Origin of the sequence: Pseudomonas sp. A2, assembly GCF_023100865.1 — a bacterium.
Taxonomy (GTDB): domain Bacteria; phylum Pseudomonadota; class Gammaproteobacteria; order Pseudomonadales; family Pseudomonadaceae; genus Aquipseudomonas; species Aquipseudomonas asiatica.
The window spans coordinates 2,300,525-2,324,316 of the sequence record NZ_CP039127.1 but is presented as its reverse complement, the minus strand read 5'-3'; the positions used below and the strand labels follow the sequence as shown (position 1 = coordinate 2,324,316).

The 23,792-nt window shown below is 64.2% G+C and carries 19 protein-coding genes and 1 tRNA gene; 8 read left to right on the top strand and 12 right to left on the bottom strand.

The features are described 5' to 3' along the window. Together E5221_RS10855 and E5221_RS10850 are read left to right on the top strand one after the other, a co-directional pair. Positions 1-462 (top strand): response regulator, encoded by a 462-nt coding sequence (locus tag E5221_RS10855; RefSeq protein ID WP_013971927.1) that lies wholly within the window; start codon positions 1-3, stop codon positions 460-462. A gap of 13 nt (positions 463-475) precedes the next feature. Further along, the gene (locus E5221_RS10850; RefSeq protein ID WP_247847367.1) at positions 476-2,863 is read left to right on the top strand and encodes a hybrid sensor histidine kinase/response regulator; all 2,388 of its coding nucleotides are present in this window, start codon (positions 476-478) and stop codon (positions 2,861-2,863) included. Positions 2,864-2,956: 93 nt separating this feature from the next. Here E5221_RS10850 and E5221_RS10845 read toward each other — a convergent pair. Then, positions 2,957-3,031 (bottom strand) — tRNA-Gln (locus E5221_RS10845). Between the two features lie 260 nt (positions 3,032-3,291). Here E5221_RS10845 and E5221_RS10840 point away from each other — a divergent pair. Further along, on the top strand, positions 3,292-3,534 hold the full coding sequence (locus E5221_RS10840) for a DUF465 domain-containing protein (protein ID WP_013971925.1): 243 nt from the start codon (positions 3,292-3,294) through the stop codon (positions 3,532-3,534). Between the two features lies 1 nt (position 3,535). Here the strand turns inward: E5221_RS10840 and E5221_RS10835 are convergent, their stop codons facing one another. Continuing rightward, positions 3,536-3,961, bottom strand: a complete 426-nt coding sequence (locus E5221_RS10835) for a DUF1810 domain-containing protein (protein WP_003256418.1) — start codon at positions 3,959-3,961, stop codon at positions 3,536-3,538. 158 nt (positions 3,962-4,119) lie between these two features. Here E5221_RS10835 and zapE point away from each other — a divergent pair, with 158 nt between their 5' ends. Beyond that, positions 4,120-5,190, top strand: a complete 1,071-nt coding sequence (gene zapE, locus E5221_RS10830; RefSeq protein ID WP_015269727.1) for a cell division protein ZapE — start codon at positions 4,120-4,122, stop codon at positions 5,188-5,190. Between the two features lie 112 nt (positions 5,191-5,302). On the opposite strand, the gene E5221_RS10825 is transcribed toward zapE, so the two are convergent. Beyond that, entirely contained in the window at positions 5,303-7,192 is a 1,890-nt protein-coding gene (locus tag E5221_RS10825; protein ID WP_096010186.1) for a propionyl-CoA synthetase, read from the bottom strand. Positions 7,193-7,372: 180 nt separating this feature from the next. On the opposite strand from E5221_RS10825, the gene E5221_RS10820 reads away from it, so the two are divergent. Then, positions 7,373-8,239: a LysR family transcriptional regulator gene (locus E5221_RS10820; RefSeq protein WP_047932629.1), complete on the top strand. Its 867-nt coding sequence runs from the start codon at positions 7,373-7,375 to the stop codon at positions 8,237-8,239. Here the strand turns inward: E5221_RS10820 and E5221_RS10815 are convergent. The 5 genes from E5221_RS10815 to E5221_RS10795 form a co-directional block, all read right to left on the bottom strand. Next, a complete protein-coding gene (locus E5221_RS10815) occupies positions 8,213-9,367 on the bottom strand; it encodes an HPP family protein (RefSeq protein ID WP_013971921.1) in 1,155 nt (384 codons plus the stop codon). The two genes, E5221_RS10820 and E5221_RS10815, sit on opposite strands and share 27 nt — an antisense overlap. Positions 9,368-9,986: 619 nt before the next feature. Further along, positions 9,987-11,306, bottom strand: coding sequence for a sensor histidine kinase (locus tag E5221_RS10810; RefSeq protein WP_013971920.1), 1,320 nt, complete (start codon positions 11,304-11,306; stop codon positions 9,987-9,989). Next, positions 11,303-11,971: a response regulator transcription factor gene (locus E5221_RS10805; RefSeq protein ID WP_013971919.1), complete on the bottom strand. Its 669-nt coding sequence runs from the start codon at positions 11,969-11,971 to the stop codon at positions 11,303-11,305. Before E5221_RS10805 ends, E5221_RS10810 begins: the two co-directional genes overlap by 4 nt. Further along, positions 11,972-12,286, bottom strand: a complete 315-nt coding sequence (locus E5221_RS10800) for a PepSY domain-containing protein (protein ID WP_013971918.1) — start codon at positions 12,284-12,286, stop codon at positions 11,972-11,974. Continuing rightward, positions 12,286-12,597, bottom strand: coding sequence for a PepSY domain-containing protein (locus tag E5221_RS10795; RefSeq protein ID WP_003256549.1), 312 nt, complete (start codon positions 12,595-12,597; stop codon positions 12,286-12,288). The genes E5221_RS10800 and E5221_RS10795 overlap by 1 nt, the downstream gene beginning before the upstream one ends. A gap of 278 nt (positions 12,598-12,875) precedes the next feature. On the opposite strand from E5221_RS10795, the gene E5221_RS10790 reads away from it, so the two are divergent. After that, complete coding sequence (locus E5221_RS10790) at positions 12,876-13,955, top strand: patatin-like phospholipase family protein (protein ID WP_015269721.1); 1,080 nt, start codon at positions 12,876-12,878, stop codon at positions 13,953-13,955. Between the two features lie 53 nt (positions 13,956-14,008). Continuing rightward, entirely contained in the window at positions 14,009-14,365 is a 357-nt protein-coding gene (gene queD, locus E5221_RS10785; protein WP_015269720.1) for a 6-carboxytetrahydropterin synthase QueD, read from the top strand. Between the two features lie 68 nt (positions 14,366-14,433). Here the strand turns inward: queD and E5221_RS10780 are convergent, their stop codons facing one another. Beyond that, on the bottom strand, positions 14,434-14,913 hold the full coding sequence (locus tag E5221_RS10780; RefSeq protein ID WP_182328817.1) for a DUF1289 domain-containing protein: 480 nt from the start codon (positions 14,911-14,913) through the stop codon (positions 14,434-14,436). Positions 14,914-15,319: 406 nt separating this feature from the next. On the opposite strand from E5221_RS10780, the gene acnB reads away from it, so the two are divergent. Continuing rightward, positions 15,320-17,929 carry a bifunctional aconitate hydratase 2/2-methylisocitrate dehydratase gene (gene acnB / locus E5221_RS10775; protein WP_023661205.1) on the top strand — a complete coding sequence of 870 codons (2,610 nt, stop codon included), beginning with the start codon at positions 15,320-15,322 and terminating at the stop codon, positions 17,927-17,929. A gap of 208 nt (positions 17,930-18,137) precedes the next feature. Here the strand turns inward: acnB and prpD are convergent, their stop codons facing one another. The 3 genes from prpD to acnD all read right to left on the bottom strand — a co-directional run bounded on the left by prpD (position 18,138) and on the right by acnD (position 23,705). Next, positions 18,138-19,622, bottom strand: coding sequence for a 2-methylcitrate dehydratase (gene prpD / locus E5221_RS10770; RefSeq protein ID WP_247847365.1), 1,485 nt, complete (start codon positions 19,620-19,622; stop codon positions 18,138-18,140). A gap of 170 nt (positions 19,623-19,792) precedes the next feature. Next, entirely contained in the window at positions 19,793-20,983 is a 1,191-nt protein-coding gene (prpF, locus tag E5221_RS10765; RefSeq protein WP_039614060.1) for a 2-methylaconitate cis-trans isomerase PrpF, read from the bottom strand. A 133-nt stretch (positions 20,984-21,116) separates the two neighbouring features. Then, positions 21,117-23,705, bottom strand: coding sequence for a Fe/S-dependent 2-methylisocitrate dehydratase AcnD (gene acnD / locus E5221_RS10760; RefSeq protein ID WP_015269715.1), 2,589 nt, complete (start codon positions 23,703-23,705; stop codon positions 21,117-21,119). Positions 23,706-23,792 lie beyond the last annotated feature (87 nt).

Genomic DNA, 23,792 nt, shown 5'->3' with positions numbered 1-23,792 from the left:
ATGCTCAAACCCATCCTGCTGGTCGAAGACAACCCACGGGACCTGGAGCTGACGCTCCTGGCGCTGGAACGCAGCCAGTTGGCCAACGAGGTCATCGTGCTGCGTGACGGTGCCGAGGCACTTGACTACCTGCTACGGCGCAATACCTATGCCGAACGTGACGATGGCAACCCCGCCGTGTTGCTGCTGGACCTGAAACTGCCAAAGGTCGACGGCCTGGAGGTGCTGAAGGAAGTGCGCGCCACCGCCGAGCTGCGCAGCATCCCGACGGTGATGCTGACGTCCTCGCGCGAGGAGCCCGACCTGCTGCGCGCCTACGAGCTGGGGGTGAACGCGTACGTGGTCAAGCCGGTGGAGTTCAAGGAATTCGTCGCCGCCATTTCCGACCTGGGGGTGTTCTGGGCGGTACTCAACGAACCGCCACCCGGCTCGCTGCGCCTGAACCGGCGTGGCAGCATCTGAGGTGCCCGCGACGATGCAGCCAACGCCGCTGAAACTGCTGATGGTCGAAGACAACTCGATGGACGCCGAGCTGACCCTGATGCGCCTGGAACGCAGCGGGTTGCAGGTGCAGGCGCAGCTGGTGTTCGACCATTCCGGTGTCGAGCAAGCCCTGAGCGAGGCCCACTTCGACCTGATCTTGTGCGACTGCGTGCTCCCGGGCTCGTCCGGCACCGATGTGCTGGCCATCGCCCAGCGCCTGGCACCCGACATTCCGTTCATTTTCCTGTCTGGTATCTATGGCGAAGAACATGCGGTGGAAATGATCCGCCTGGGCGCCACCGACTATGTGCTGAAGAAGAACCTGCCTCTGCTGCCCAAGGCCGTGCGCCGGGCCCTGACCGAAGTGCAGGAGCGCCAGCGCCGGCGCCGCGCCGAAGAGGCCCTGGCAGACGTCGAGGCACGTGCACGCATTGCCATCGACGCTGCCGGCATGGGCACATGGGACATGCGCCCGCAGGAAGGCCTGTTGTTGTGGGATGACCGCTGCAAGACCCTGTTCGGTCTACCCACCGATACTGAAATGAGCCTCGAGGTGTTTTACGCCGGCATCTACCCCGACGACCTGCCGCAGGTGCGCGAGGCGGTGGAACAGGCCATGTGCCCGGAAGGTGGCGGCCTGTATCGGGTCGAATTCCGCATCGCCCAACCCGACGGCCTGGAACCGCGCTGGTTGCTCAGCAGCGGCCAGAGCCGGTTCGTCAACGACCAGTGCGTGCGCTTTTCCGGGGTGTTGCAGGACATCCACACCCAACGCCTGGCCACCCAGGCACTGCGCCAGCTCAACGAAATGCTGGGGGAAAGGGTCGAGCGCCGCACCCGCGAACGCGACCGTGCCTGGGAGCTGTCGCAAGACTTGCTGGCCGTGCTCAACAAGGACCTGACCCCAGTCGCGCTGAACCCCGCCTGGGAAGCCAGCCTGGGCTTGTCCCGCGAACGTCTGAGCCAGTCGTCCTTGCTGCACCTGCTGCCCGAGCATGACCAGGAACTGATGCTCACCGAACTGGCCGCCCTCGCCCATGGTCGCACCAGCGCCCGCTTTGTCGGGCGTATCCTGGATGCCGGTGGTCAGCAGCGCTGGTTGTCTTGGGTGGTGGTGCCGGAAGACACCCTGCTGTACGTGGTGGCACGCGACATCACCAGCGAGCGCGAAGCCGCCCTGGGCCTGGCCGAAGCCAACGCCCGCCTGCGCGAGCAGATCGCCGAACGCGAACGCATCGAGGCCGCGCTGCAGCAGATGCAGCGCCTGGAAGCGGTCGGCCAGCTTACCGCCGGTGTGGCTCACGACTTCAACAACCTGCTGACGGTAATCCTCACCGGCGCCAGCTTCCTTGAGCGCGACCTGGCCAAAGCCGACCTGGAAAAGGCCAGTGCGCGGCTCAAGCACATCCGCGAAGCCGGCGAGCGCGGCGCCAAGCTGACCTCGCAGTTGCTGGCTTTCTCCCGCCGCCAGCGCCTGGAGCCGGTGGCGCTGAACCTCAACCGCACCCTGGCCGGGCTGGAAGAGTTGCTGCGCCGCACCTTGGGCGGCAATGTCTCGGTGCGCCTGGACCTGGAACCAACCTTGTGGCAGGCCCTGACCGACCCGACCCAGACCGAAATGATCATTCTCAACCTGGCGATCAATGCCCGCGATGCCATGCCCGACGGTGGCCAGCTGACGCTGTCGACCCGCAACACCCGGATCGACGCACGTCCACAGCGCCCGGAAGACCCGGACCCTGGCGAGTACGTGATGCTGAGTATCCGCGATACCGGCTGCGGCATGAGCGAAGAGGTGTTGGCCAAGGTGTTCGAACCGTTCTTCACCACCAAGGATATCGGCAAGGGTTCGGGCCTGGGCCTGGCCCAGGTATTCGGCTTCGCCAAACAGTCCGGGGGTGGCGTGCGCATCGACACCACGCCGGGGCGTGGTACGCAGGTGGCCGTGTATCTGCCGGCAGTCAAGGGTGAAGCCGTCAACGAACCGATGCCGTCGCTGCTCAGCCACTCGACTAGCGAAAGCGGTTGTAATCGCACCGTGCTGCTGGTGGATGACGACCATCTGGTACGCGACATGCTTGGTGATGTGTTGCGCCAGTACGGCTACCAGGTACGCCAGGCGCACAGTGGCGAACAGGCTTTGGCCTTGCTGGATGAGCAGATCGACCTGCTACTGAGCGATTTCGCCATGCCCGAGTTCAACGGTGCGCAACTGGCCCTGGCGGCGCGCGAGCGCTACCCGCACCTGCCGGTGGTGCTTCTTACCGGTTATGCAGAGTTGCAGGGACTGGAGTTGCCGGGCAGCCTGGTGATCCAGAAGCCGGTACAGGCCGATGAACTGGCCCGCTTGCTGAACGAGATGCTTGGAACGGCCAGGTGACCGAACAGAGCCTTCGGCAAAACCTGCGGAAACGAAAAAGCCCAGCGCTTGTCTTTCCAAGCACCGGACCGAGATACGTTTGAAGCAAGAAAATGGCAGGGGCGGCTGGATTCGAACCAACGCATGGCAGGATCAAAACCTGCTGCCTTACCGCTTGGCGACGCCCCTGTATCGGATGCAGCATCTGCTGCTCTGACAATTCCAACTGAGTGACAACTGGGTTGTTGTCTTGGAATGCGCGGCACTTTAACAACAAACTTTCGGTCTGTGAACCCCCTGATGAAAAAAAATTACCAAAAAACAGCGAGTTAGTCATTTTCGCGGTTGGCGAGGCGACCATCCGTCGCTTTCCGCCCGCTTGGCTTCAACACAATCGCATTCCTCCCTTCCAATCAGATGAACCATCTGCATTGACCAAGGAGGACCCCATGCCTGTCTCCCACGATCTTTACCAGGACTTGCACTACCCGCGCGAAATCGTCCAGCAGCGCCGACAGCAGGACAAGGCACTGGACCGTCTGCTGGACGAATACATGGACATCGACAATCAGGTGCTGGCCGCCGAGTCGATTTCGGCGGGCAACTTCGAGGATGAAGACTTGCGCCGCCTGAAAGAACGTCGGCTGGCAGTGAAGTACATGATCGAGCGCCAACTGGAGCAAAAGGCCTGAACTAACCCTGCAACATGGCCAGCGTCAGGGCGTCCGGCTCACCGTCGTAGAACTGCACCAGCGCCAGCTGGAACAACGGGTTGCCGGGCGCGGCCTGGGCGAACAGGGTCAGGCACGAGCGCAGCTTGAGGTAGTCAGGGCTGCCGAGCATTTCACGGGCACTCTTGTCATGGTGCTGCAGCAGCGCAGTCACGCACGCTTGCAGGCGCGGGCCGAGCAGCGGATGAGCCAGGTAGGCACGGGCTTCGTCGATACCGGCCAGCGCATAGCGTTCGGCCATGGCGCTGTGGCCCAGGCCATCGAGCTGCGGAAACACGTACCACATCCAGTGGCTGCGCTTGCGCCCGGCCTGCAGCTCTTGCATCACCTGGTCATACACAGGGTTCTGCGCCTCTACGAAGCGCTGCAGATCAAAGTCGGCGTGCATGCTCGCCCCTCCTCGCACCGGTTCCAGCCTTTACTGTACGCCTGCATGGCGAACCTATCTCGTCAGGCGATGATTGCCGCGCACTTTCTGTATTAGTCAAAATGGCCGCCCTCGGGCAAGCTGCACCCTGCCCTGCCATCGCCCAAGGAGCTTTGCTTTTGCCTGCCTGGATCCCTACCCCGCTACGCCAGCTTGGCCAACGCCTGCGCGGCGCCGCCGCCAACCAGAGCGAACTGCTCGGCTGGTTCGAGGACAAGGCGCACAGCCGCGGTTACCAACTCAGCGACGGCCAACGCCGGGTAATCCACTGCATGGCCGAACAGCTGGCGCAGCTCGAACAAGGCCAGCCACGCAGCCTGTACCTGTACGGTTCGGTGGGCCGTGGCAAGAGTTGGCTGCTCGACGGCTTTTTCCAGGCCGTGCCGGTGCAGGCCAAGCTGCGCCTGCACTTCCATGACTTCTTTGCCCGCCTGCACCAGGGCATGCACCGCCACCGGGCGCTGGATGATGCACTGGGCGCGACCCTCGACGAGCTGGTGGGTGATTGCCAGGTGCTGTGCTTCGACGAATTCCATGTGCACGACATTGGCGATGCCATGCTGCTCACACGGCTGTTCAATGCGTTGTTCAGCCGTGGCGTATTCCTGCTGGTGACGTCCAACTATGCACCCGAAGGGCTGCTGCCAAACCCGCTGTACCACGAGCGCTTCCTGCCGGTGATCCGCCTGATCAACAGCGCGATGGAAGTGCTGGAAGTGGGTGGCGATACCGATTTCCGCAGCCTGCCGGCCAACCGCGAACATCAGCGCTTTACCCGGGGCCACTATGTCTGGCCGGGCAATGCAGCGCAGCGCCAGGCGCTGAATGTGCCCGAGCCGCAGCCGGTGATGCTGGAAGTGAACAAGCGCCCGCTGCGCGCACTGGCGGTGGACGGCCGGCGGGTGGTGCTGGGCTTTGACGACCTGTGCGAAAAGGCCACGGCAGTGATCGACTACCTGGTGCTGGCCGGGCAATACGATGAGTGGATCATCGATGGGCTGGATGACTTGTCGGAATGTTCCCTGGCGGCGCAGCAGCGCTTCGTCAACCTGGTGGATGTGCTGTATGACCAGGACCGGCAGGTGCTGGTGATCGGCAAGCGGCCACTGGAAGAAAGCCTGGGCGGGCCGCTTGCCGACCTGATGCGTACGCGCAGCCGGCTGGGACAGCTGCATCAGGTAGGACCCTAGAACTGTATTGACCAGGCCGGCCTCTCTCCCACAGGTATTGCACAGTTCTCAAGGCCTGTGACATCCCTGTAGGAGCGGGTTTACCCGCGAAGAGGCCAGCAAGGTCAAACCCTCAGCCAGCCCTGGGCAAATCCGCCAGCACCGCCTCGATCTCCCCCAGCACCGCCGGGTCATCCAGGGTCGAAGGCGGCACATAGTCCTGCCCGTCGGCAATCTTGCGCAGCACCGCCCGCAGAATCTTCCCGGAGCGGGTCTTGGGCAGTCGCTTCACCAACCGCACCCGGTTGAAACATGCCAACGCGCCAATCTCCTCGCGCACGCTGCCCACCAGGTCCACCAGCAACTGCGCCTCGGCAATGCCCTCGCCGTCCTTGAGCACCACCAGCGCCAACGGCACCTGCCCCTTGATCTCGTCATGCACGCCAATCACCGCGCACTCGGCCACTGCCGGGTGGCGTGCCACCAGGTCTTCCATCTCGCCGGTGGACAGCCGGTGCCCGGACACGTTGATCACGTCATCGGTGCGCCCCATGATGTAGACGAAGCCGTCATCGTCCAGGTAGCCACCGTCACCCGTGTGGTAATACCCCGGGTAAGTCCGCAGGTAAGCCTGCAGGTAACGCTCGTGGTCGCCCCAAAGCGTCTGGCTGCACCCGGGCGGCAATGGCAGGGCGATGACGATCGAACCCTGGTGGTTGGGCCCCAGCAGGTGGCCCTCGTCATCCAGCACGCGCACGTGGTAGCCCGGCACCGCCCGGTTGCTCGATCCCGGCTTCGCTGCGCTGCCCTCCAGCCCTACGCAGGGCGCGGTGACCGGCCAGCCGGTCTCGGTCTGCCACCAATGGTCATGCACCGGCTTGCCACTGACCCGTTCCAGCCATTCGTGGGTGCTGGAATCCAGCTTCTCGCCAGCCAGGAACAACTGGCGCAGCGAGCTCAGGTCGTGCTTGCGGATCAGCTCGCCCTCAGGGTCTTCCTTGCGGATGGCGCGCATGGCCGTAGGGGCGCAGAACAATGCGTTGACCTTGTATTGCTCCACCACCCGCCAGTAGGCCGAGGCATCCGGGGTGCGGATCGGCTTGCCTTCGTAGAACACCGTGGTGCAGCCGCTCATCAGCGGCCCATAGACGATCAGCGAATGGCCAACCACCCAGCCCACGTCGGATATGCCCCACCACACATCGCCGGCCTGCATGCCGTAGATATGGCGCATGGCGTAGCACAGCGCGACGGCATTGCCGCCGTTTTCACGCACGATGCCCTTGGGTTTGCCGGTGGTGCCAGAGGTGTACATGATGTACAGCGGATCACCCGCATCCAGTTCCACCGGTGGCACCGGCTCAGCTTTGGCCAATGCCGCCTGCCAGTCCAGGTCGCGGCCTGGCTGCAGCTGGGCACGCGCCTGCGGGCGCTGCAGCACCAGCACGTTGCGCGGCTGGTGGCGGGCCAGTTGCAGGGCACGATCGACCAGCGGCTTGTATTCGATTACCCGGTCGAACTCCAGCCCGCAGGAGGCCGTCAGCAGCAGCGTGGGCCGGGCATCGTCGATGCGCAAGGCCAGCTCGTTGGCGGCAAAGCCACCGAACACCACCGAGTGCACTGCGCCAATCCGCGCGCAGGCCAGCATGGCCATGGCCGCCTGCGGCACCATGGGCATGTAGATGATCACGCCATCGCCCTTGTTCACCCCCAACTGGCGTAACAAACCGGCCAGGCGCGCCACCTCGTCACGCAGTTGGTGGTAGGTGTAGGCCTGTTGCACACCGGTCACCGGCGAGTCGTAAATCAGCGCCAGCTGCTCGCCACGGCCCTGCTCGATCTGGTGATCGAGGGCCAGGTAGCAGCTGTTCAGGCGGCCATCGGCAAACCAGCGGTGGGTACCGTCGGCATTTTCTTGCAGCGTGAGGGCCGGCTTGCGGTGCCAGGCCAGGTGCGCGGCCTGCTCCGCCCAGAAAGCGGCAGGGTCGGAAATGGAATGGGCGTAGCTGTGCTGGTAGCTCATATCGAAAGAAACCCGGTACTTGTTGTTATTGAAGGGCGAAACTTGAGTATGGACCGCTACACCCGCGCCGCCATGGGACTAAAGTCACAACCGACCTGCAAATTTGCAGACAACGCAAAAACGCCCCATAACGGTGCGAAGCCTCTAGAATAGGCCACCCCTTCAGCCACCGAGCAGCTCATGGACATCGATCAGGCTCGTACCTTTCTGGAAATCGTGCGTTGCGGCAGCCTGGTCGCCGCCGCCGAACGCCTGTTCGTGTCACAGACGGCGATCACCGCGCGGGTGCAGCGCCTGGAGCAGCAACTGGGCTGCCAGCTGTTCGTGCGCAGCCGCAACGGCGCCAGCCTGACCAGCGACGGCGAGGCATTCGTCAGTTATGCCAACCAGATGGTGCAAACCTGGGAAGCGGCGCGCCGCGACCTCCCGCTGCCCCAAGGCTGCCAGCAAGTGCTGCACGTGGGCGCTGAGGTGAGCCTGGGCAACCCGATGCTGCTCGACTGGGTCAGTGCCCTGCACCGCGAACTGCCCAGCCATGCCATCCGCAGCGAGGTGAGCGACGGCGAATCGCTGCTGCGCAAGGTCGAGATGGGCCTGCTGGATGCCGCGCTGGTCTACCAGCCGACCTACGGCCCGGGCCTGCAGGTGGAGCAACTGATGGAGGAAAAGCTGATACGTGTGCGCCGGGTCGACCAGCCAGACCCGTACATCTATATCGACTGGGGAGAAGCCTTCCGTCGCCAGCACGATGCCGCCCTGCCCGACTGCGCGCGCCCGGCGCTGAGCTTCAACCTGGGCCCGCTGGCCTTGCAGTTCATACTCGACCAGGGCGGCAGTGGCTACTTCCGCACGCGGGTAGTGCAGGCCTATCTGGACAGCGGGGTGTTCGAGCGGGTACCGCAGGCGCCGGAATTCACCTACCCGACCTTCCTGGTGTACCCGCGCAAACGCGACAGCGAAGCCCTGCAACAGGCCTTCGCCATCCTGCGCCGGCTGGTGGCCGCCGGCGCCAGCGACTGGTCACAACGCTGGGACCCGCTTATCTGAAGCCTCGGCCTCGCTAAGCAACTGGCGCTTGAGGCCGGCGATCAGATCGGTCTGGGTGATCACCCCCACCAACTGGTCGGCATCGAGCACTGGCAGGCAATGCAGGCCCTGTTCGCACAGCAGTGGCAGCAAGCGCTCCAGCGGGTGCTGGCTGCTGACGCTGATTACCCGGCGGCTCATCACCTGCTCCATGCGCACCGTCTTGCGGCCGAACAACCCACGCCAACTGAAGCGGCCACGCTGCATGGCCGGGCCGACCAGATCGCTGAGGCTGACTACTCCCACCAGCTTGCCCTGCTGCAGCACCGGCAGGGTTTTCAGGTGGTGGCTGGCCAGCAGTTTCCAGGCCTGCTCCAGGGTGGTGTCAGGCGTGGCGAACTGCACGTCGCGGGACATCACCGAGGCCGCGGTGATGCCGCCGAGGCTGCGCTGCAGGGCGTGTTGCTCGGTGGCCAGGATGATGCGCTCCAGTTCGTCACGGGTGACATCGACGAACTCCCCCAGTTCTTCCAGAGCCTGGTCCAGGTCTTCCCCACGGATGCCGACCCGCTCGCTGGGGAGCGGGTCATGGGTGTGGTGCAGATCCTTGCGCGGCACCGCGCCTTTCGGGTAGCGCACGCCGGTGACGCGGTTGTAGAGGATCGCCACCGCTACCAGGATCAGCGCGTTGAGCAGCACCGGCTCCAGCAGGTGGTCGCCCATGGCGGTAAGCCCGGGGTCGGCCAGCACCGCGCTCACCGCCACCCCGCCGCCTGGCGGGTGCAGGCAGCGCAGCAGGCACATCACCAGAATCGAGATACCCAGGGCTGCAGCGGCAACCCACAGCTGCGGGCCGAAGCCCTGGCGCATGGCCAGGCCGACCGCACCGGCCAGGGCGTAGCTGCCCAGCACAGGCCAGGGCTGGGCCAACGGGCCGGAGTGCACGGCGAACACCAGCACGGCCGAAGCCGCCAGCGGGCCGAGCAGGTGCAAGGCAATGCTGGGGCCGTAGGCCATGCTGGTCAGCCAGCCGGCGAGGAACAGGCCGAACAACGCGCCGATACCGGCACGCAACCATTCTTTGGGGGGAATATTCAGGGGCGCTGGCAACAGCCGCTGCAAACGACTTTCGAAACGCGAGGCAGGCATGTAGGTAATCGGAATCTGTAGTTTTTTCTGGTTAAAAAGAAAGCCCAGCCGAGGTGGCCTGGGCCTCGTATTGCGGTTGCAATAGCACAAGGGGCTCCGTCCGTGGAGAGATGGAAACCGCAAGGTTTCGTGGGGGAATTTTGCCGGGTGGGGTGAGATTGGGCTAATTCAAAAAAATGCGGCTGTACTGCAATTTTTTTGCAGTGGTGATACGGCCCATGGGGTCATGCTTGTCGGCTCCCACAATGGGGCTGCTTTGCAGCCCATCGCCGGCAAGCCAGCTCCCACAGGGTCCTGCACATGGCTTGAGGTCGATGCGGGTGGCGCGGGAGCAACTGTCTTGCTCAAATTCTAAAAGTTGGCGCGATCCCTGTGGGAGATTACCCAGCCCTTTTGGGCTGCGCTGTCGCGCAGAGAACAAGTATCGCTCGTCTGACGCGTCCTTTGTAGGAGCAGCCTTGTGCTGCGAAGAGGCCGGTACAAGCAACAGACAGGCTTTGTCAGTACCGGCCTCTTCGCAGCACAAGGCTGCTCCTACAGAACCTCGCCGAACCAATGAGTCATGTGTTGTTCTATGAGAGCTGGCTTGCCGGCGATGGGCTGCAAAGCGACCCTGGTATTACCGAGCCTTGCGCGGCAAGTCTATGCTCACCCGCAGCCCGCCCAACGGGCTATCCAGCAGCGCCAGGCGCCCGCCCCAGGCCTCGACGATATCGCGCACGATGCCCAACCCCAGCCCGTGCCCGTCTACCTGCTCGTCCAGCCGCGAGCCGCGCTCCAGCACCTGCTGCCGCTGGCCCTCGGGGATACCGGGGCCATCATCATCGACCCACACCTGGTAGCCATCGGCACTCGGCGCGATACCCAGCCGCACCTCGCTGTCGGCCCACTTGCAGGCGTTGTCCAGCAGGTTGCCGAGCAGTTCCAGGAAGTCCTCGCGGTCCCACGGCAGCAGCAGCCCGGGCGGCACATCCCTGGCCAGCAGCAGGCCCTCGCCATGGATCATGCCCAGTGTCCCCAGCAGCCCCGGCAGCTCGACGTCGCAGTCGAACTGCGCACCAGGCAGCGCATCCCCCGCCAGCCGCGCACGGTTCAGCTCACGCGCCAGGCGCTGCTGAATCTGCTCCAGTTGCTCGCGCATCTGCGCGCGAACATCCGGCAGGTCTTTCAGGCGCTCGCTGGAGGCCAGGCTCAGCAAAACCGCCAGCGGCGTCTTCAATGCATGGCCCAGGTTGCCCAAGGCATTGCGCGAGCGGCGCAGGCTGTCTTCGGTATGGCTCAGCAGGTGGTTGATCTGCCCCACCAGCGGCGCCAGTTCGCTGGGCACTTCGGCATCCAGCTGCGAGCGCTGGCCCTGCTGCAACTGGGCGATCTGCTGGCGTGCCCGCTCCAGCGGCCGCAGCGAGCGGGTCACGGTGATGCGCTGCAACACCAGCACCAGGATCAGCGCCACCAGGCCCATGCCCAGGCCGATCTGCTGCAGGCGCCGGAAACCTTCGCGTACCGGTGAATAATCCTGTGCCACGCTGATCGAGATGTCCTGGCCCAGGCGCCGGTAGTCGGCACGCAGGGCAAGCAGTTGCTGGCCTTCCGGGCCGAGTTCGTGGCTGTCGGAAAGGCCCGGCGCGGCGGGTTTGGGCATGTCCAGATCCCACAGCGACCGGGAACGCCAGGTACCTTTATCGAAATCGATGCGGAAGTAATAGCCGGAAAACGGTCGCTGGTAGGCGGCCGAGATACGCCGCTCATCCAACTGCAGACCCGAAGGCCCGCGCACCAGGGCCACCAACAGGTTTTCGCTTTCCTTGCGCAGGCCATTCTCCAGGTAGCGCTGCAGGCCGACCTCGAACAACCAAAGGGTCAGCTGCGCCAGCACCAGGCCGACCACCACCAGCACCGCCACCAGGCCCAGGCTCAGGCGCGCCTGGATCGACTTCACGCGGCGCTCCCGGCGTAGATGTAGCCCTGCCCGCGGCGGGTCTCGATGACGCTGCGGCCCAGCTTGCGTCGCAAGTGGTTGACGTGCACTTCCAGCACGTTGGAGTCGCGCTCGGTTTCACCGTCGTAGAGGTGCTCGGCCAGGTGGCTCTTGGACAGGATCTGCTGCGGATGCAGCATGAAGTAGCGCAGCAGGCGGAACTCGGCGGCGGTCAGCTGGATATCCACGCCGTCACGGTTCACGCACTGCCGGCTTTCGTCCAGGTGCAGGCCGGCCGCTTCCAGCGTCGGCTGGTTGGCCAGGCCACGGGCACGGCGCAACAACGCCTGGATGCGCAGTTGCAGTTCTTCGGGGTGGAAGGGTTTGCTCAGGTAGTCATCGGCCCCGGCCTTCAGCCCTTCGATACGCTCGGCCCACGAGCCACGGGCAGTAAGGATCAACACCGGCGTGGCCAGGCCGGCGGCACGCCACTGGGCCAGCACCTCCAGGCCCGGCAGGCCCGGCAGGCCAAGGTCCAGGATAATCAGGTCGTAGGGTTCGCTCTGGCCCTGGTACACCGCGTCGCGGCCATCGGCCAGCCAATCCACGGCGTAGCCCTGGCGCTGCAGGCCTGCGGTAAGTTCATCGGCCAACGGTACATTGTCCTCGACAAGCAACAGGCGCATTCAGTCGTCTTCCTCGTCTTTTAGCAGGGCACCGCTGCTGGCATCGAGTTTGATCTCGCGCACCACGCCTTCAGCTGTCAGCAACTCGACTTCGTATTCGTAGCGATTGTCGTCTTCTTCCAGCTCGGCCTCCAGCAGGCGCGCCCCGGGGTGACGCCCCAGGGCGGTCTCCAACAGATGCTCGAGCGGCAGGATGATCCCCTTCTGGCGCAGTTCCAGGGCTTCGTCCTGGTCAAGGTCACGGGCAACGGCCAGGGAACAGACGGCCAGCAGCGCCAGCGCGAAGTAGCGCGCCGGCCGCAGTAGGTGGATCATCAGTTGTCCCGCTCGTCCTTCAGCACTTCACCGGTCTTGGCGTCCAGCGCCACGTCCCATTCGACGTTCTGCGTGTCGCGCAGCTCGACCTTGTAGACGTAGCGACCGTACTCATCTTCAAGTTCGGAGTCGGTGACGGTGGCTCCTGGGTGCTTGGCCACGGCGGCGGCCTTGAGTTCATCCAGCGACTTGACGGTCTTGGCATTTACCAGCTTGACCACTTCGTCGGGCTGCACATCCTTGGCGATGGCGGAATGGGCGCCCAGGGCAAGGGCGGCGGCTACGGTGAACAGGGCAGTCATGCGTTTCATCGTTCTTCTCTCCTGAGAACTGTGCAAGTTGTCTACGGGGTTAAGATTAACCACCGGTCCTTAATTCAACCTGAAAACAACTGGCGCCATGATAGCGCAGGTCAGGCTGCTGTCTCGCCATCACTGAATCCTGCGCGGTCACTGTGGGAGCGGGCTGGCCCGCGAACACCGGTGCAGCCGGTGCCATACACCACGTTGCATGCTTCGCGGGTGAACCCGCTCCACAGGGTATTCGCATGAAGCCTTATAATGACCGCCTGCTGCCCAAGAGATCCGCCATGAGCGCCATTCACATCAAATACCCCGCCCTCACCTTCAAGGCCGGCCAACGTGCCCTGCGGCAGGTCCGCGAGCGCGGCTTGCAGGCGGCCGATGTCGGTGTGCTACCGGGTGCGGCTGGCGGGCCGAAGCCGCTGGGCATCCAGGGCCTGGACCTGGCGCTGTTCGGTGAGTGGCTGCCGTCGGCGCCACGCCAACGTGCGCTGATCGGCGCCTCGATCGGCGCCTGGCGCTTTGCCAGTGCCTGCCTCGACGACCCGGTCGCAGGCATCCGTCGCCTGGGCGAACTGTACACCGAGCAGGATTTCGCCAAGGGCGTCACCCCGGCCGAAATCAGCCGCAGCTGCCAACACATGCTCGATGACCTGCTGCAAGGCCGCGACAGCCAGCTGCTGGCCAACCCGCACTATCGCCTGAACATCCTGGTGGTGAAGAGCCATGGCCAGCTCGCCCACGACCATCGGGGCCGCCTGGGCCTCGGCCTGGGTTCGGTGATTGCCAGCAACCTGCTCGGCCGCTCGCGCCTGGCACGGCACTTCGAGCGCGTCATCCTGCACGACGGCCGCGCCACGCCGCCGCTCGACGCACTGACCGACTTCCCCTCGCGCTGCCTGCCGCTGGACCTGGCCAACCTGCGCCATGCCCTGCTTGCCTCGGGCTCCATCCCCATGGTCATGGAAGGCGTGAAAGACATCCCTGGTGCAGGTGCAGGCACCTACCGCGACGGCGGTCTGCTCGACTACCACCTCGACCTGCCCTACCGCGGCGACGACCTGGTGCTGTACCCGCACTTCACCGACAAGGTCGTACCCGGCTGGTTCGACAAGGCCCTGCCCTGGCGCAAGGGCGATGCCACCCGCCTGCAGAACGTGCTGCTGATGACGCCCTCGCCGCAGTACCTGGCTGCCCTGCCCTACGGCAAGCTGCCCGACCGCAATGACTTCAAGCGTTTCATGGGCGATGCGCCTGGCCGCAAGCGCTACTGGTACAAGGCCATTGCCGAGAGCCAGCGGCTGGGCGACGAGCTGCTGGAGCTGATTGCCACCGGGCGGTTGCATGAACGCCTGCAAGCCTTGTAGCGGCCATGCTGGTAGACTGCGCGCATTCTTGATTCACATAGAGTTATGACAGCGTGGAAATCTTCAAGGAATTCACATTCGAATCGGCCCACCGCCTGCCGCACGTCCCTGCCGGGCACAAATGCGGTCGCCTGCATGGCCACTCATTCAAGGTCGGCCTGCACCTGACCGGCCCGCTCGACCCGCACACCGGCTGGATTCGCGACTTCGCCGAGATCAAGGCGGTCTTCAAGCCGATCTACGAGCAACTGGATCACAACTACCTGAACGACATACCGGGCCTGGAAAACCCCACCAGTGAAGTGATCGCCAAGTGGATCTGGGACCAGGTCAAGCCGCTGCTGCCGGAACTGTCGAAGGTGCGCATCCACGAAACCTGCACCAGCGGTTGCGAATATACCGGCGACTGATTTGGTAAACGCACCAGCCCATTCGCGGGCATGCCCGCGAAGAGGCCGGCAGCTTCACCAATAAAGCTTCAGCCCTGCCCCGCCTCCAAGCCATCGCGCAGGAAACCGGGGGCGATGTAGCGCTGGTAATGCGCCTCGGACAGCAGGAAGAACTCGCGGTCGATGGCGTCGCGCAACTGCGGCAGCTCCCAGTCGCGAAATTCCGGCAACAGCACCATGCCATAGGCTTCCAGGTCACGGATCATCCGCGCCCCGCGGGCAATCAGCTGGTACGCCCAGCAATATTCCGACTGCTGCTCGACAAAGCGGATGGAACGCTGCTCCAGTTGCTGGCGCAGCAGGCCTTTGTCGAACACCTCCAGCTTGGCCATCATCACCTGCACCAGCAGCTGCTCCAGGCGCAGCCACACGGCGCGCTTTTGCGCATCGTCGTAGCCGTTCCAGTTGATCACTTCGTGGTGAAACCGCTTGCAGCCACGGCAAACCGTGTCTCCGTAAACCGTGGAGCACAGGCCGACGCAAGGGGTCTTGATGGACTTGTTGGACATGAAAAACAACAGCTTGGCGATGGAACACGAACCCATGTTAGCCCTTTGTCTAACCAGGGTCACTCGTTAAAGTCATCTTCGCCGCCTTACCTTCGGGCTTTTTTTGCCGTAGAATCATCCCGCCTTTTCAAAGGCAACAATGTCCGTTGGAAGCTGTTTTCAAAGCGTCACGAGCACAGTTCATCCGGTAGAACGGCGTTGGCCCGGGCCATGCATCCCTCGCATGCCCGTGCCAGCCCTCATCAGCTCCCCGTTCTGCAGGCGTAAAACTTTGAAAGCAGCTTCTGTAAGGATTCTTTGCGACTCTGGCTGGGCGGCCCACAAAGCCGTGGCAGCGCATGGGTGCATTGAATGCTGGATGAGCGTCCCGGACCCCCTTTAGGGACCACTGATGAGGGAAATAACTGTGCTTGAAGCCTACCGCAAACACATCGAAGAGCGTGCCGCCCTGGGTATCGTGCCCCAGCCGCTGAACGCCGAACAAACTGCAGGCCTGGTCGAGCTGCTGAAAAACCCGCCGGCCGGCGAAGAAGCCTTCCTCGTAGACCTGATCACCCACCGCGTACCGCCAGGGGTCGACGAAGCTGCCTATGTCAAGGCCGCTTTCCTCTCCGCCGTCGCCAAAGGCGAAGCCAAGTCGCCTCTGATCGACCGCAAGCACGCCACCGAACTGCTGGGCACCATGCAGGGCGGCTACAACATCGAAACGCTGGTCGCACTGCTGGATGACGCCGAACTGGGCGCCGTCGCGGCCGAACAGCTCAAGCACACCCTGCTGATGTTCGATGCCTTCCACGACGTGGCCGAAAAAGCCAAGGCCGGCAACGTTCACGCCAAGGCCGTGCTGGAATCCTGGGCTGCCGGCGAGTGGTTCACCTCGCGTCCGGCCATCGCCGACAAGTACACCCTGACCGTGTTCAAGGTGCCTGGCGAAACCAACACCGACGACCTGTCCCCTGCCCCGGACGCCTGGTCGCGCCCTGACATCCCGCTGCACGCACTGGCCATGCTGAAGATGGCCCGCGACGGCATCGAGCCGCAGCAGCCTGGTTCGGTCGGCCCGCTGGCCCAGATCGAAGCGGTCAAGGCCAAGGGTTACCCGGTTGCCTACGTCGGTGACGTGGTCGGTACCGGTTCTTCGCGCAAATCCGCCACCAACTCGGTGCTGTGGTTCTTCGGCGACGACATCCCGTACGTACCGAACAAGCGCGCCGGTGGTTTCTGCTTCGGTACCAAGATCGCCCCGATCTTCTACAACACCATGGAAGACGCCGGCGCCCTGCCGATCGAATTCGACTGCACCAACCTGGCCATGGGCGACGTCATCGACGTTTACCCGTTCAAGGGCGAAGTGCGCCGTAACGGCAGCGACGAACTGGTCACCACCTTCGAGCTGAAAACCGAAGTGCTGCTGGATGAAGTCCGCGCTGGCGGCCGTATCCCGCTGATCGTCGGCCGTGGCCTGACCGAGAAGGCCCGTGCCGAACTGGGCCTGGGCGCCTCCGACCTGTTCAAGAAGCCGGAGCAGCCTGCCGATTCGGGCAAGGGCTTCACCCTGGCACAGAAAATGGTCGGCCGTGCCTGCGGCCTGCCAGAAGGCCAGGGCGTGCGCCCAGGTGCCTACTGCGAGCCGAAGATGACCACCGTCGGTTCCCAGGACACCACTGGCCCGATGACCCGCGACGAGCTGAAGGACCTGGCGTGCCTGGGCTTCTCCGCTGACCTGGTGATGCAGTCGTTCTGCCACACCGCGGCCTATCCGAAGCCGATCGACGTCACCACCCACCACACCCTGCCAGACTTCATCCGCACCCGTGGCGGCGTGTCGCTGCGCCCGGGCGACGGCATCATCCACAGCTGGCTGAACCGCATGCTGATGCCTGACACCGTGGGTACCGGTGGCGACTCGCACACCCGCTTCCCGATCGGCATCTCGTTCCCGGCCGGTTCCGGCCTGGTGGCCTTCGCCGCCGCCACCGGCGTCATGCCGCTGGACATGCCAGAATCCGTGCTGGTGCGCTTCAAAGGCAAACTGCAGCCAGGCATCACCCTGCGTGACCTGGTCCACGCCATCCCTTACTACGCCATCCAGAAGGGCCTGCTGACCGTCGAGAAGAAGGGCAAGAAGAACATCTTCTCCGGCCGCATCCTCGAGATCGAAGGCCTGAACGAGCTGACCGTCGAGCAAGCCTTCGAGCTGTCCGACGCCTCGGCCGAGCGTTCCGCTGCCGGTTGCACCATCAAGCTGCCAGAGAAGGCCATCGCCGAGTACCTGCAGTCCAACATCACCCTGCTGCGCTGGATGATCGGCGAAGGCTACGGCGATGCCCGCACCCTGGAGCGCCGCGCCCAGGCCATGGAAGCCTGGCTGGCCAAGCCTGAGCTGCTGTCGGCCGACGCCGATGCCGAATACGCCGAGATCATCGAAATCGACCTGGCCGAAGTGAAAGAGCCTGTGCTCTGTGCACCGAACGACCCGGACGATGCCCGCCTGCTGTCTTCGGTACAGGGCGAGAAGATCGACGAAGTGTTCATCGGTTCGTGCATGACCAACATCGGCCACTTCCGCGCTGCCGGCAAGCTGCTGGACAAGGTCAAGGGCGGTATCCCGACCCGTCTGTGGCTGGCTCCGCCAACCAAGATGGACGCTCACCAGCTGACCGAAGAAGGCTACTACGGCATCTACGGCAAGGCTGGCGCGCGCATGGAAATGCCAGGCTGCTCGCTGTGCATGGGTAACCAGGCACGTGTGCAGACCGGTTCGACCGTGGTCTCCACCTCGACCCGTAACTTCCCGAACCGTCTGGGCGACGCCACCAACGTGTACCTGGCATCGGCCGAGCTGGCCGCTGTCGCTTCGATCATCGGCAAGCTGCCGACCGTCGAAGAGTACATGCAGTACGCGAAGGACATCGACAGCATGGCTGCCGACGTTTACCGCTACCTGAGCTTCGACCAGATCGCCGAGTTCCGCGAAGCGGCAGCCAACGCCAAGATCCCGGTGGTTCAGGCGTAAGCTGAGTTGTAAGATGTAAAAGACAGCCCCGGCAGAAATGTCGGGGCTTTCTTGTTTTGCCCGCACCAGCCGAGATCCCTGTAGGAGCAGCCTTGCGCTGCGAAGAGGCCAGCAAGGCGACAGACTCTCCTGAGCTTTAATGGCCTCTTCGCAGCGCAAGGCTGCTCCTACAGGGGTTGCACAGGCCTTGAGCGCTGTGCAGGCCGACTCAGATCACGAACAGGTCGACAAACCTGTGCACCGCCATCTGCTCCAGCTTCTGCTGGTCCTTGCACACATCCACGATCTCCCCACACCGCTGCCGCGCAAAGCGCGTCGCCAGGTTGTCCCTGAACTTGGCCTCCAGCAACGGTATGCCCTCCCCTCGCCGCCGGCGATGCCCGATCGGGTACTCCACCACCACCTGCTCGGTACTGCTGCCATCCTTGAAGAACACTTGCAGCGCATTGGCGATCGAGCGCTTGTCCGGCTCCAGGTACTCACGGCTGAAGCGCGGGTCTTCAACCACCTCCATCTTCTCGCGCAGGCGGTCGATGCTTGGGTGGTTGGCATGGAAGGCATCTTCATAATGCTCGGCCACCAGATGACCGAAAATCAGCGGCACTGCCACCATGTACTGCAGGCAGTGGTCGCGGTCAGCGGCATTGGCCAGCGGACCGCTCTTGGAAATGATGCGGATCGCCGACTCCTGGGTGGTGATGACGATACGGTCGATTTCGTGCAGGCGGTTACGCACCAGTGGGTGGAGGGCTACCGCCGCCTCGCAGGCAGTCTGAGCGTGGAACTCGGCAGGGAAACTGACCTTGAACAGCACGTTTTCCATCACATAGCTACCCAGGTCCTGCGGCACGCGCAGCTCTTGCTGCCCGGCAGGCTTGAGCGCCAGGTCCTTGTTGGTGTGGCTGAACAGCACATCGTAGAAGCCCCACTGCGGCGCGGTGAGCACGCCAGGCACGCCCATCTCGCCACGCAGGGCGATATCGGCCAGGCGCACGCCACGGCTGGAAGCGTCACCAGCGGCCCACGATTTGCGCGAGCCAGCGTTGGGTGCATGGCGGTAGGTACGCAGCGCCTGGCCGTCGACGAAGGCATGGGAAAGAGCGCTCAGCATCTGCTCACGGTTGGCCCCCATCAGCCTGGCACACACCGCGGTTGAGGCTACCTTGACCAGTATCACGTGGTCGAGGCCAACGCGGTTGAAGGCGTTTTCCAGCGCCATCACGCCCTGAATCTCGTGAGCCATGACCATGGCTTCGAGCACATCACGCATCAGCAGCGGTGCCTCACCTGCGGCCACGTGCTTCTGCGACAGGTGATCGGCAACGGCCAGGATTCCGCCAAGGTTATCCGAGGGATGGGCCCATTCGGCGGCCAGCCAGGTATCGTTGTAGTCCAGCCAGCGCACCGTGCAGCCGATGTCCCAGGCAGCCTTGACCGGATCGAGGCGGTAGGCGGTGCCGGGCACGCGGGCGCCATTGGGCACCACGGTGCCTTCCACCTGGGGGCCTAGCAACTTGGTGCATTCGGGGAAGCGCAGGGCCAGCAGGCCGCAGCCGAGGGTATCCATCAGGCAGTTGCGCGCGGTATCCAGGGCTTCGGCGGATTCGACCCGATACGTGAGGGCGTAATCGGCGAGGGTTTGCAGCACCCGGTCGTAGTCCGGGCGGGCGTTGAGGTCTACGTTGGCGCTCATATCCAGCTCCCTTCAGAATTGCCGGGGCTGCGTTGCAGCCCTTCGCGGGCTTGCCCGCTCCCACAAGTACACCACAGCCTTCGAAACCTGTGATTACCTGTGGGAGCGGGCAAGCCCGCGAAGGGGCGCAAAGCGGCCCCAACTCACTAAAGCCGAGCGCCAGTGGTGCGTTAGAAGCTATCGCCAGGCACGCGAACCCAGCCCTCCATCAGCACGCGAGCACTGCGGCTCATGATTGCCTTGGTCACTGTCCATTCACCATTCACCTGGCGCGCCTCGGCCCCCACCCGCAGGGTGCCCGAGGGGTGGCCGAAACGCACGGCGCTGCGCTCGCCCCCGCCTGCGGCGAGGTTGACCAACGTGCCCGGAATGGCCGCCGCGGTACCGATGGCCACCGCGGCCGTCCCCATCATTGCATGGTGCAGCTTGCCCATCGACAAGGCCCGTACCAGCAGGTCGATATCACCTGACTGCACCGCTTTGCCACTGGACGCAGTGTAGGTGCTCGGCGGCGCGACGAAAGCCACTTTCGGCGTGTGCTGACGCCCGGCAGCCTGGTCGACGTTGTCGATCAGGCCCATTCGCACGGCACCATGGGCGCGAATCGTCTCGAAGCGCAGCAGCGCCTGTGGGTCGCCGTTGATGGCGTCCTGCAGTTCGGTGCCGGTGTAGCCGATATCCGCCGCATTGACGAAGATGGTCGGGATGCCGGCATTGATCAGGGTCGCCTTGAACGTACCGACACCCGGCACCTCGAGGTCATCGACCAGGTTGCCGGTGGGGAACATCGCCCCGCCGTCGCCATCTTCGTCGGCCGCCGGATCGAGGAATTCCAGCTGCACCTCGGCGGCCGGGAAGGTCACCCCGTCCAGCTCGAAGTCGCCGGTTTCCTGTACTTCACCTTCGGTGATCGGCACATGGGCGATGATGGTCTTGCCGATGTTGGCCTGCCAGATGCGCACGGTGGCGATGCCATTGCGCGGAATGCGTGCCGGGTCGACCAGGCCGCTGCTGATGGCGAACGAACCGACCGCGGCGGAGAGGTTGCCGCAGTTACCGCTCCAGTCGACGAAGGCCTTGTCGATGCTGACCTGGCCGAACAGATAGTCGACGTCGTGCTCAGGCTTGATGCTCTGCGACAGAATCACGGTCTTGCTGGTGCTCGAAGTGGCACCGCCCATGCCGTCGATCTGCTTGCCGTAAGGGTCGGGGCTGCCGATCACCCGCAGCAGCAGTGCGTCGCGGGCCGGGCCGGGGATCTGCGCCTGCTCGGGCAGGTCTTGCAGGCGGAAGAACACGCCTTTGCTGGTGCCGCCACGGATGTAGGTGGCGGGGATTTTTACTTGCGGTACATGAGCCATGTTCAATTCCTGTCTTGCGCACCCCCTGTGGGAGCGGGTTCACCCGCGAAAGCGTCCGATCAGAAAACAATGTTGTATCTGCTGACGCATTCGCGGGTAAACCCGCTCCCACAGAGGACCGCGCTGCTCTTGATTAGGCGGTCGCTTCGAGGAAGTCCTGAGCGAAGCGCTGCAGCACCCCGCCGGCCTCGTAGATCGACACTTCTTCGGCGGTGTCCAGGCGGCAGGTCACCGGTACCTCCAGGCGCTCGCCGTTGGCGCGGGTAACCACCAGGGTCAGCGTCGCCCGCGGCGTACGCGCGCCCAGCACGTCATAGGTCTCGCTGCCATCCAGGCCGAGGGTCTTGCGGTCGGTGCCCGGCTTGAACTCCAGCGGCAGTACGCCCATGCCCACCAGGTTGGTACGGTGAATACGCTCGAAGCCTTCGGCGACGATCGCCTCGACACCGGCCAGGCGCACACCCTTGGCCGCCCAGTCACGGGACGAACCCTGGCCGTAGTCGGCACCGGCGACGATGATCAGCGGCTGCTTGCGCTCCATGTAGGTCTCGATCGCCTCCCACATGCGGGTGACCTTGCCTTCCGGCTCGATACGCGCCAGCGAGCCCTGCTTCACGCTGCCGTCTTCCTTGCGCACCATTTCGTTGAACAGCTTGGGGTTGGCAAAGGTAGCGCGTTGGGCGGTCAGGTGGTCGCCACGGTGGGTAGCGTAGGAGTTGAAGTCCTCCTCCGGCAGGCCCATCTTCGCCAGGTACTCGCCGGCAGCGCTGTCGAGCATGATGGCGTTGGACGGCGACAGGTGGTCGGTGGTGATGTTGTCCGGCAGCACTGCCAGCGGGCGCATGCCGCGCAGGGTCCGTTCACCGGCCAAGGCACCCTCCCAGTACGGTGGGCGGCGGATGTAGGTGCTCATCGGGCGCCAGTCATACAACGGCGCCACCTTCGGCCCACGGTCTTCCTCGATGGCGAACATCGGGATGTACACCTTGCGGAACTGCTCCGGCTTGACCGCGGCACGTACCACGGCGTCGATCTCTTCGTCGCTGGGCCAGATATCCTTGAGGCGGATTTCCTTGCCATCGACCACGCCCAGTACATCCTTCTCGATGTCGAAGCGAATGGTACCGGCGATGGCGTATGCCACTACCAGTGGCGGCGAAGCGAGGAAGGCCTGCTTGGCATACGGGTGGATGCGCCCGTCGAAGTTGCGGTTACCCGACAGCACGGCAGTTGCGTACAGGTCACGGTCGATGATCTCTTGCTGGATCACCGGGTCCAGGGCACCGGACATGCCGTTGCAGGTGGTACAGGCGAAGGCGACGATGCCAAAGCCGAGCTGCTCAAGCTCCTTCTCCAGCCCGGCCTCTTCCAGGTACAGCTGCACGGCCTTGGAGCCAGGCGCCAGAGACGACTTGACCCACGGCTTGCGGGCCAGGCCCAGCTTGTTGGCATTGCGTGCCAGCAGGCCTGCGGCAATCACGTTGCGCGGGTTGCTGGTGTTGGTGCAGCTGGTGATGGCAGCAATGATCACCGCGCCATCTGGCATCTGCCCTGGCACTTCTTCCCAGCTGCCGGCGATGCCTTTGGCCGCCAGGTCGCTGGTGGCAACGCGGGCATGCGGGTTGGACGGGCCGGCCATGTTGCGCACCACGCTCGACAGATCGAAGCTCAGGGTGCGCTCGTAGACTGCGCCGCCCAGGCTGTCGGCCCACAGGCCGGTGGCCTTGGCATAGGTTTCCACCAGCTTGACCTGTTGCTCTTCGCGGCCGGTCAGGCGCAGGTAGTCGATGGTCTGCTGGTCGATGGCGAACATCGCCGCAGTGGCGCCATATTCCGGGGCCATGTTGGAAATGGTGGCGCGGTCGCCCAGGGTCAGGGCACGTGCACCCTCGCCGTGGAACTCCAGGTAGGCGCCGACGACTTTCTGCTTGCGCAGGAATTCGGTCAGGGCCAGCACCAGGTCGGTGGCGGTGATGTTCGGCGCCAGCTTGCCGGTCAGCTCGACGCCGACGATTTCCGGCAGGCGCATCCACGAGGCACGGCCGAGCATCACGTTCTCGGCCTCCAGGCCACCCACGCCGATGGCGATCACGCCCAGGGCGTCGACATGCGGGGTGTGGCTGTCGGTGCCGACGCAGGTATCCGGGTAGGCCACGCCACGGTCGTTGTGGATCACCGGCGACATCTTCTCCAGGTTGATCTGGTGCATGATGCCGTTGCCCGGCTGGATCACGTCGACGTTCTTGAACGCCTTCTTGGTCCAGTTGATGAAGTGGAAGCGGTCTTCGTTGCGGCGGTCTTCGATGGCGCGGTTCTTTTCGAAGGCCTGCGGGTCGAAACCACCGCACTCGACGGCCAGCGAGTGGTCGACGATCAGTTGCACCGGCACCACAGGGTTGACCTGGGCCGGGTCGCCGCCTTTGTCGGCAATGGCGTCACGCAGGCCGGCGAGGTCGACCAGTGCAGTCTGGCCGAGAATGTCGTGGCACACCACGCGGGCTGGGAACCACGGGAAATCGAGGTCGCGCTTGCGCTCGATCAGCTGCCCCAGCGAAGCGTCGAGGGTAGCCGGGTCGCAGCGGCGCACCAGGTTCTCGGCGAGTACGCGAGAGGTGTAAGGCAGGCCATCGTAGGCGCCGGGCTTGATGGCCTCGACCGCCGCGCGGGCATCGAAGTAGTCCAGGTCGGTGCCTGGCAGGTGCTTGCGGAATGCAGTGTTCATATCGTTATCAGGCTCGGTCACGGTACGGTCGTGGATAGCTTTCTAGTTGCAGCCCTGTGTCAGCTGTTCCGGCCTCATCGCCGGCAA

What these genes read in the sequence shown, in the direction of transcription:
- E5221_RS10855 (WP_013971927.1), top strand. Translation starts at nt 1, where the DNA reads ATGCTCAAACCCATCCTGCTGGTCGAAGACAACCCACGGGACCTGGAG.
- E5221_RS10850 (WP_247847367.1), top strand. Translation starts at nt 476, where the DNA reads ATGCAGCCAACGCCGCTGAAACTGCTGATGGTCGAAGACAACTCGATG.
- E5221_RS10840 (WP_013971925.1), top strand. Translation starts at nt 3,292, where the DNA reads ATGCCTGTCTCCCACGATCTTTACCAGGACTTGCACTACCCGCGCGAA.
- E5221_RS10835 (WP_003256418.1), bottom strand. Translation starts at nt 3,961, where the DNA reads ATGCACGCCGACTTTGATCTGCAGCGCTTCGTAGAGGCGCAGAACCCT.
- E5221_RS10825 (WP_096010186.1), bottom strand. Translation starts at nt 7,192, where the DNA reads ATGAGCTACCAGCACAGCTACGCCCATTCCATTTCCGACCCTGCCGCT.
- E5221_RS10820 (WP_047932629.1), top strand. Translation starts at nt 7,373, where the DNA reads ATGGACATCGATCAGGCTCGTACCTTTCTGGAAATCGTGCGTTGCGGC.
- E5221_RS10815 (WP_013971921.1), bottom strand. Translation starts at nt 9,367, where the DNA reads ATGCCTGCCTCGCGTTTCGAAAGTCGTTTGCAGCGGCTGTTGCCAGCG.
- E5221_RS10805 (WP_013971919.1), bottom strand. Translation starts at nt 11,971, where the DNA reads ATGCGCCTGTTGCTTGTCGAGGACAATGTACCGTTGGCCGATGAACTT.
- E5221_RS10800 (WP_013971918.1), bottom strand. Translation starts at nt 12,286, where the DNA reads ATGATCCACCTACTGCGGCCGGCGCGCTACTTCGCGCTGGCGCTGCTG.
- E5221_RS10795 (WP_003256549.1), bottom strand. Translation starts at nt 12,597, where the DNA reads ATGAAACGCATGACTGCCCTGTTCACCGTAGCCGCCGCCCTTGCCCTG.
- E5221_RS10790 (WP_015269721.1), top strand. Translation starts at nt 12,876, where the DNA reads ATGAGCGCCATTCACATCAAATACCCCGCCCTCACCTTCAAGGCCGGC.
- E5221_RS10780 (WP_182328817.1), bottom strand. Translation starts at nt 14,913, where the DNA reads ATGTCCAACAAGTCCATCAAGACCCCTTGCGTCGGCCTGTGCTCCACG.
- prpD (WP_247847365.1), bottom strand. Translation starts at nt 19,622, where the DNA reads ATGAGCGCCAACGTAGACCTCAACGCCCGCCCGGACTACGACCGGGTG.
- prpF (WP_039614060.1), bottom strand. Translation starts at nt 20,983, where the DNA reads ATGGCTCATGTACCGCAAGTAAAAATCCCCGCCACCTACATCCGTGGC.
- acnD (WP_015269715.1), bottom strand. Translation starts at nt 23,705, where the DNA reads ATGAACACTGCATTCCGCAAGCACCTGCCAGGCACCGACCTGGACTAC.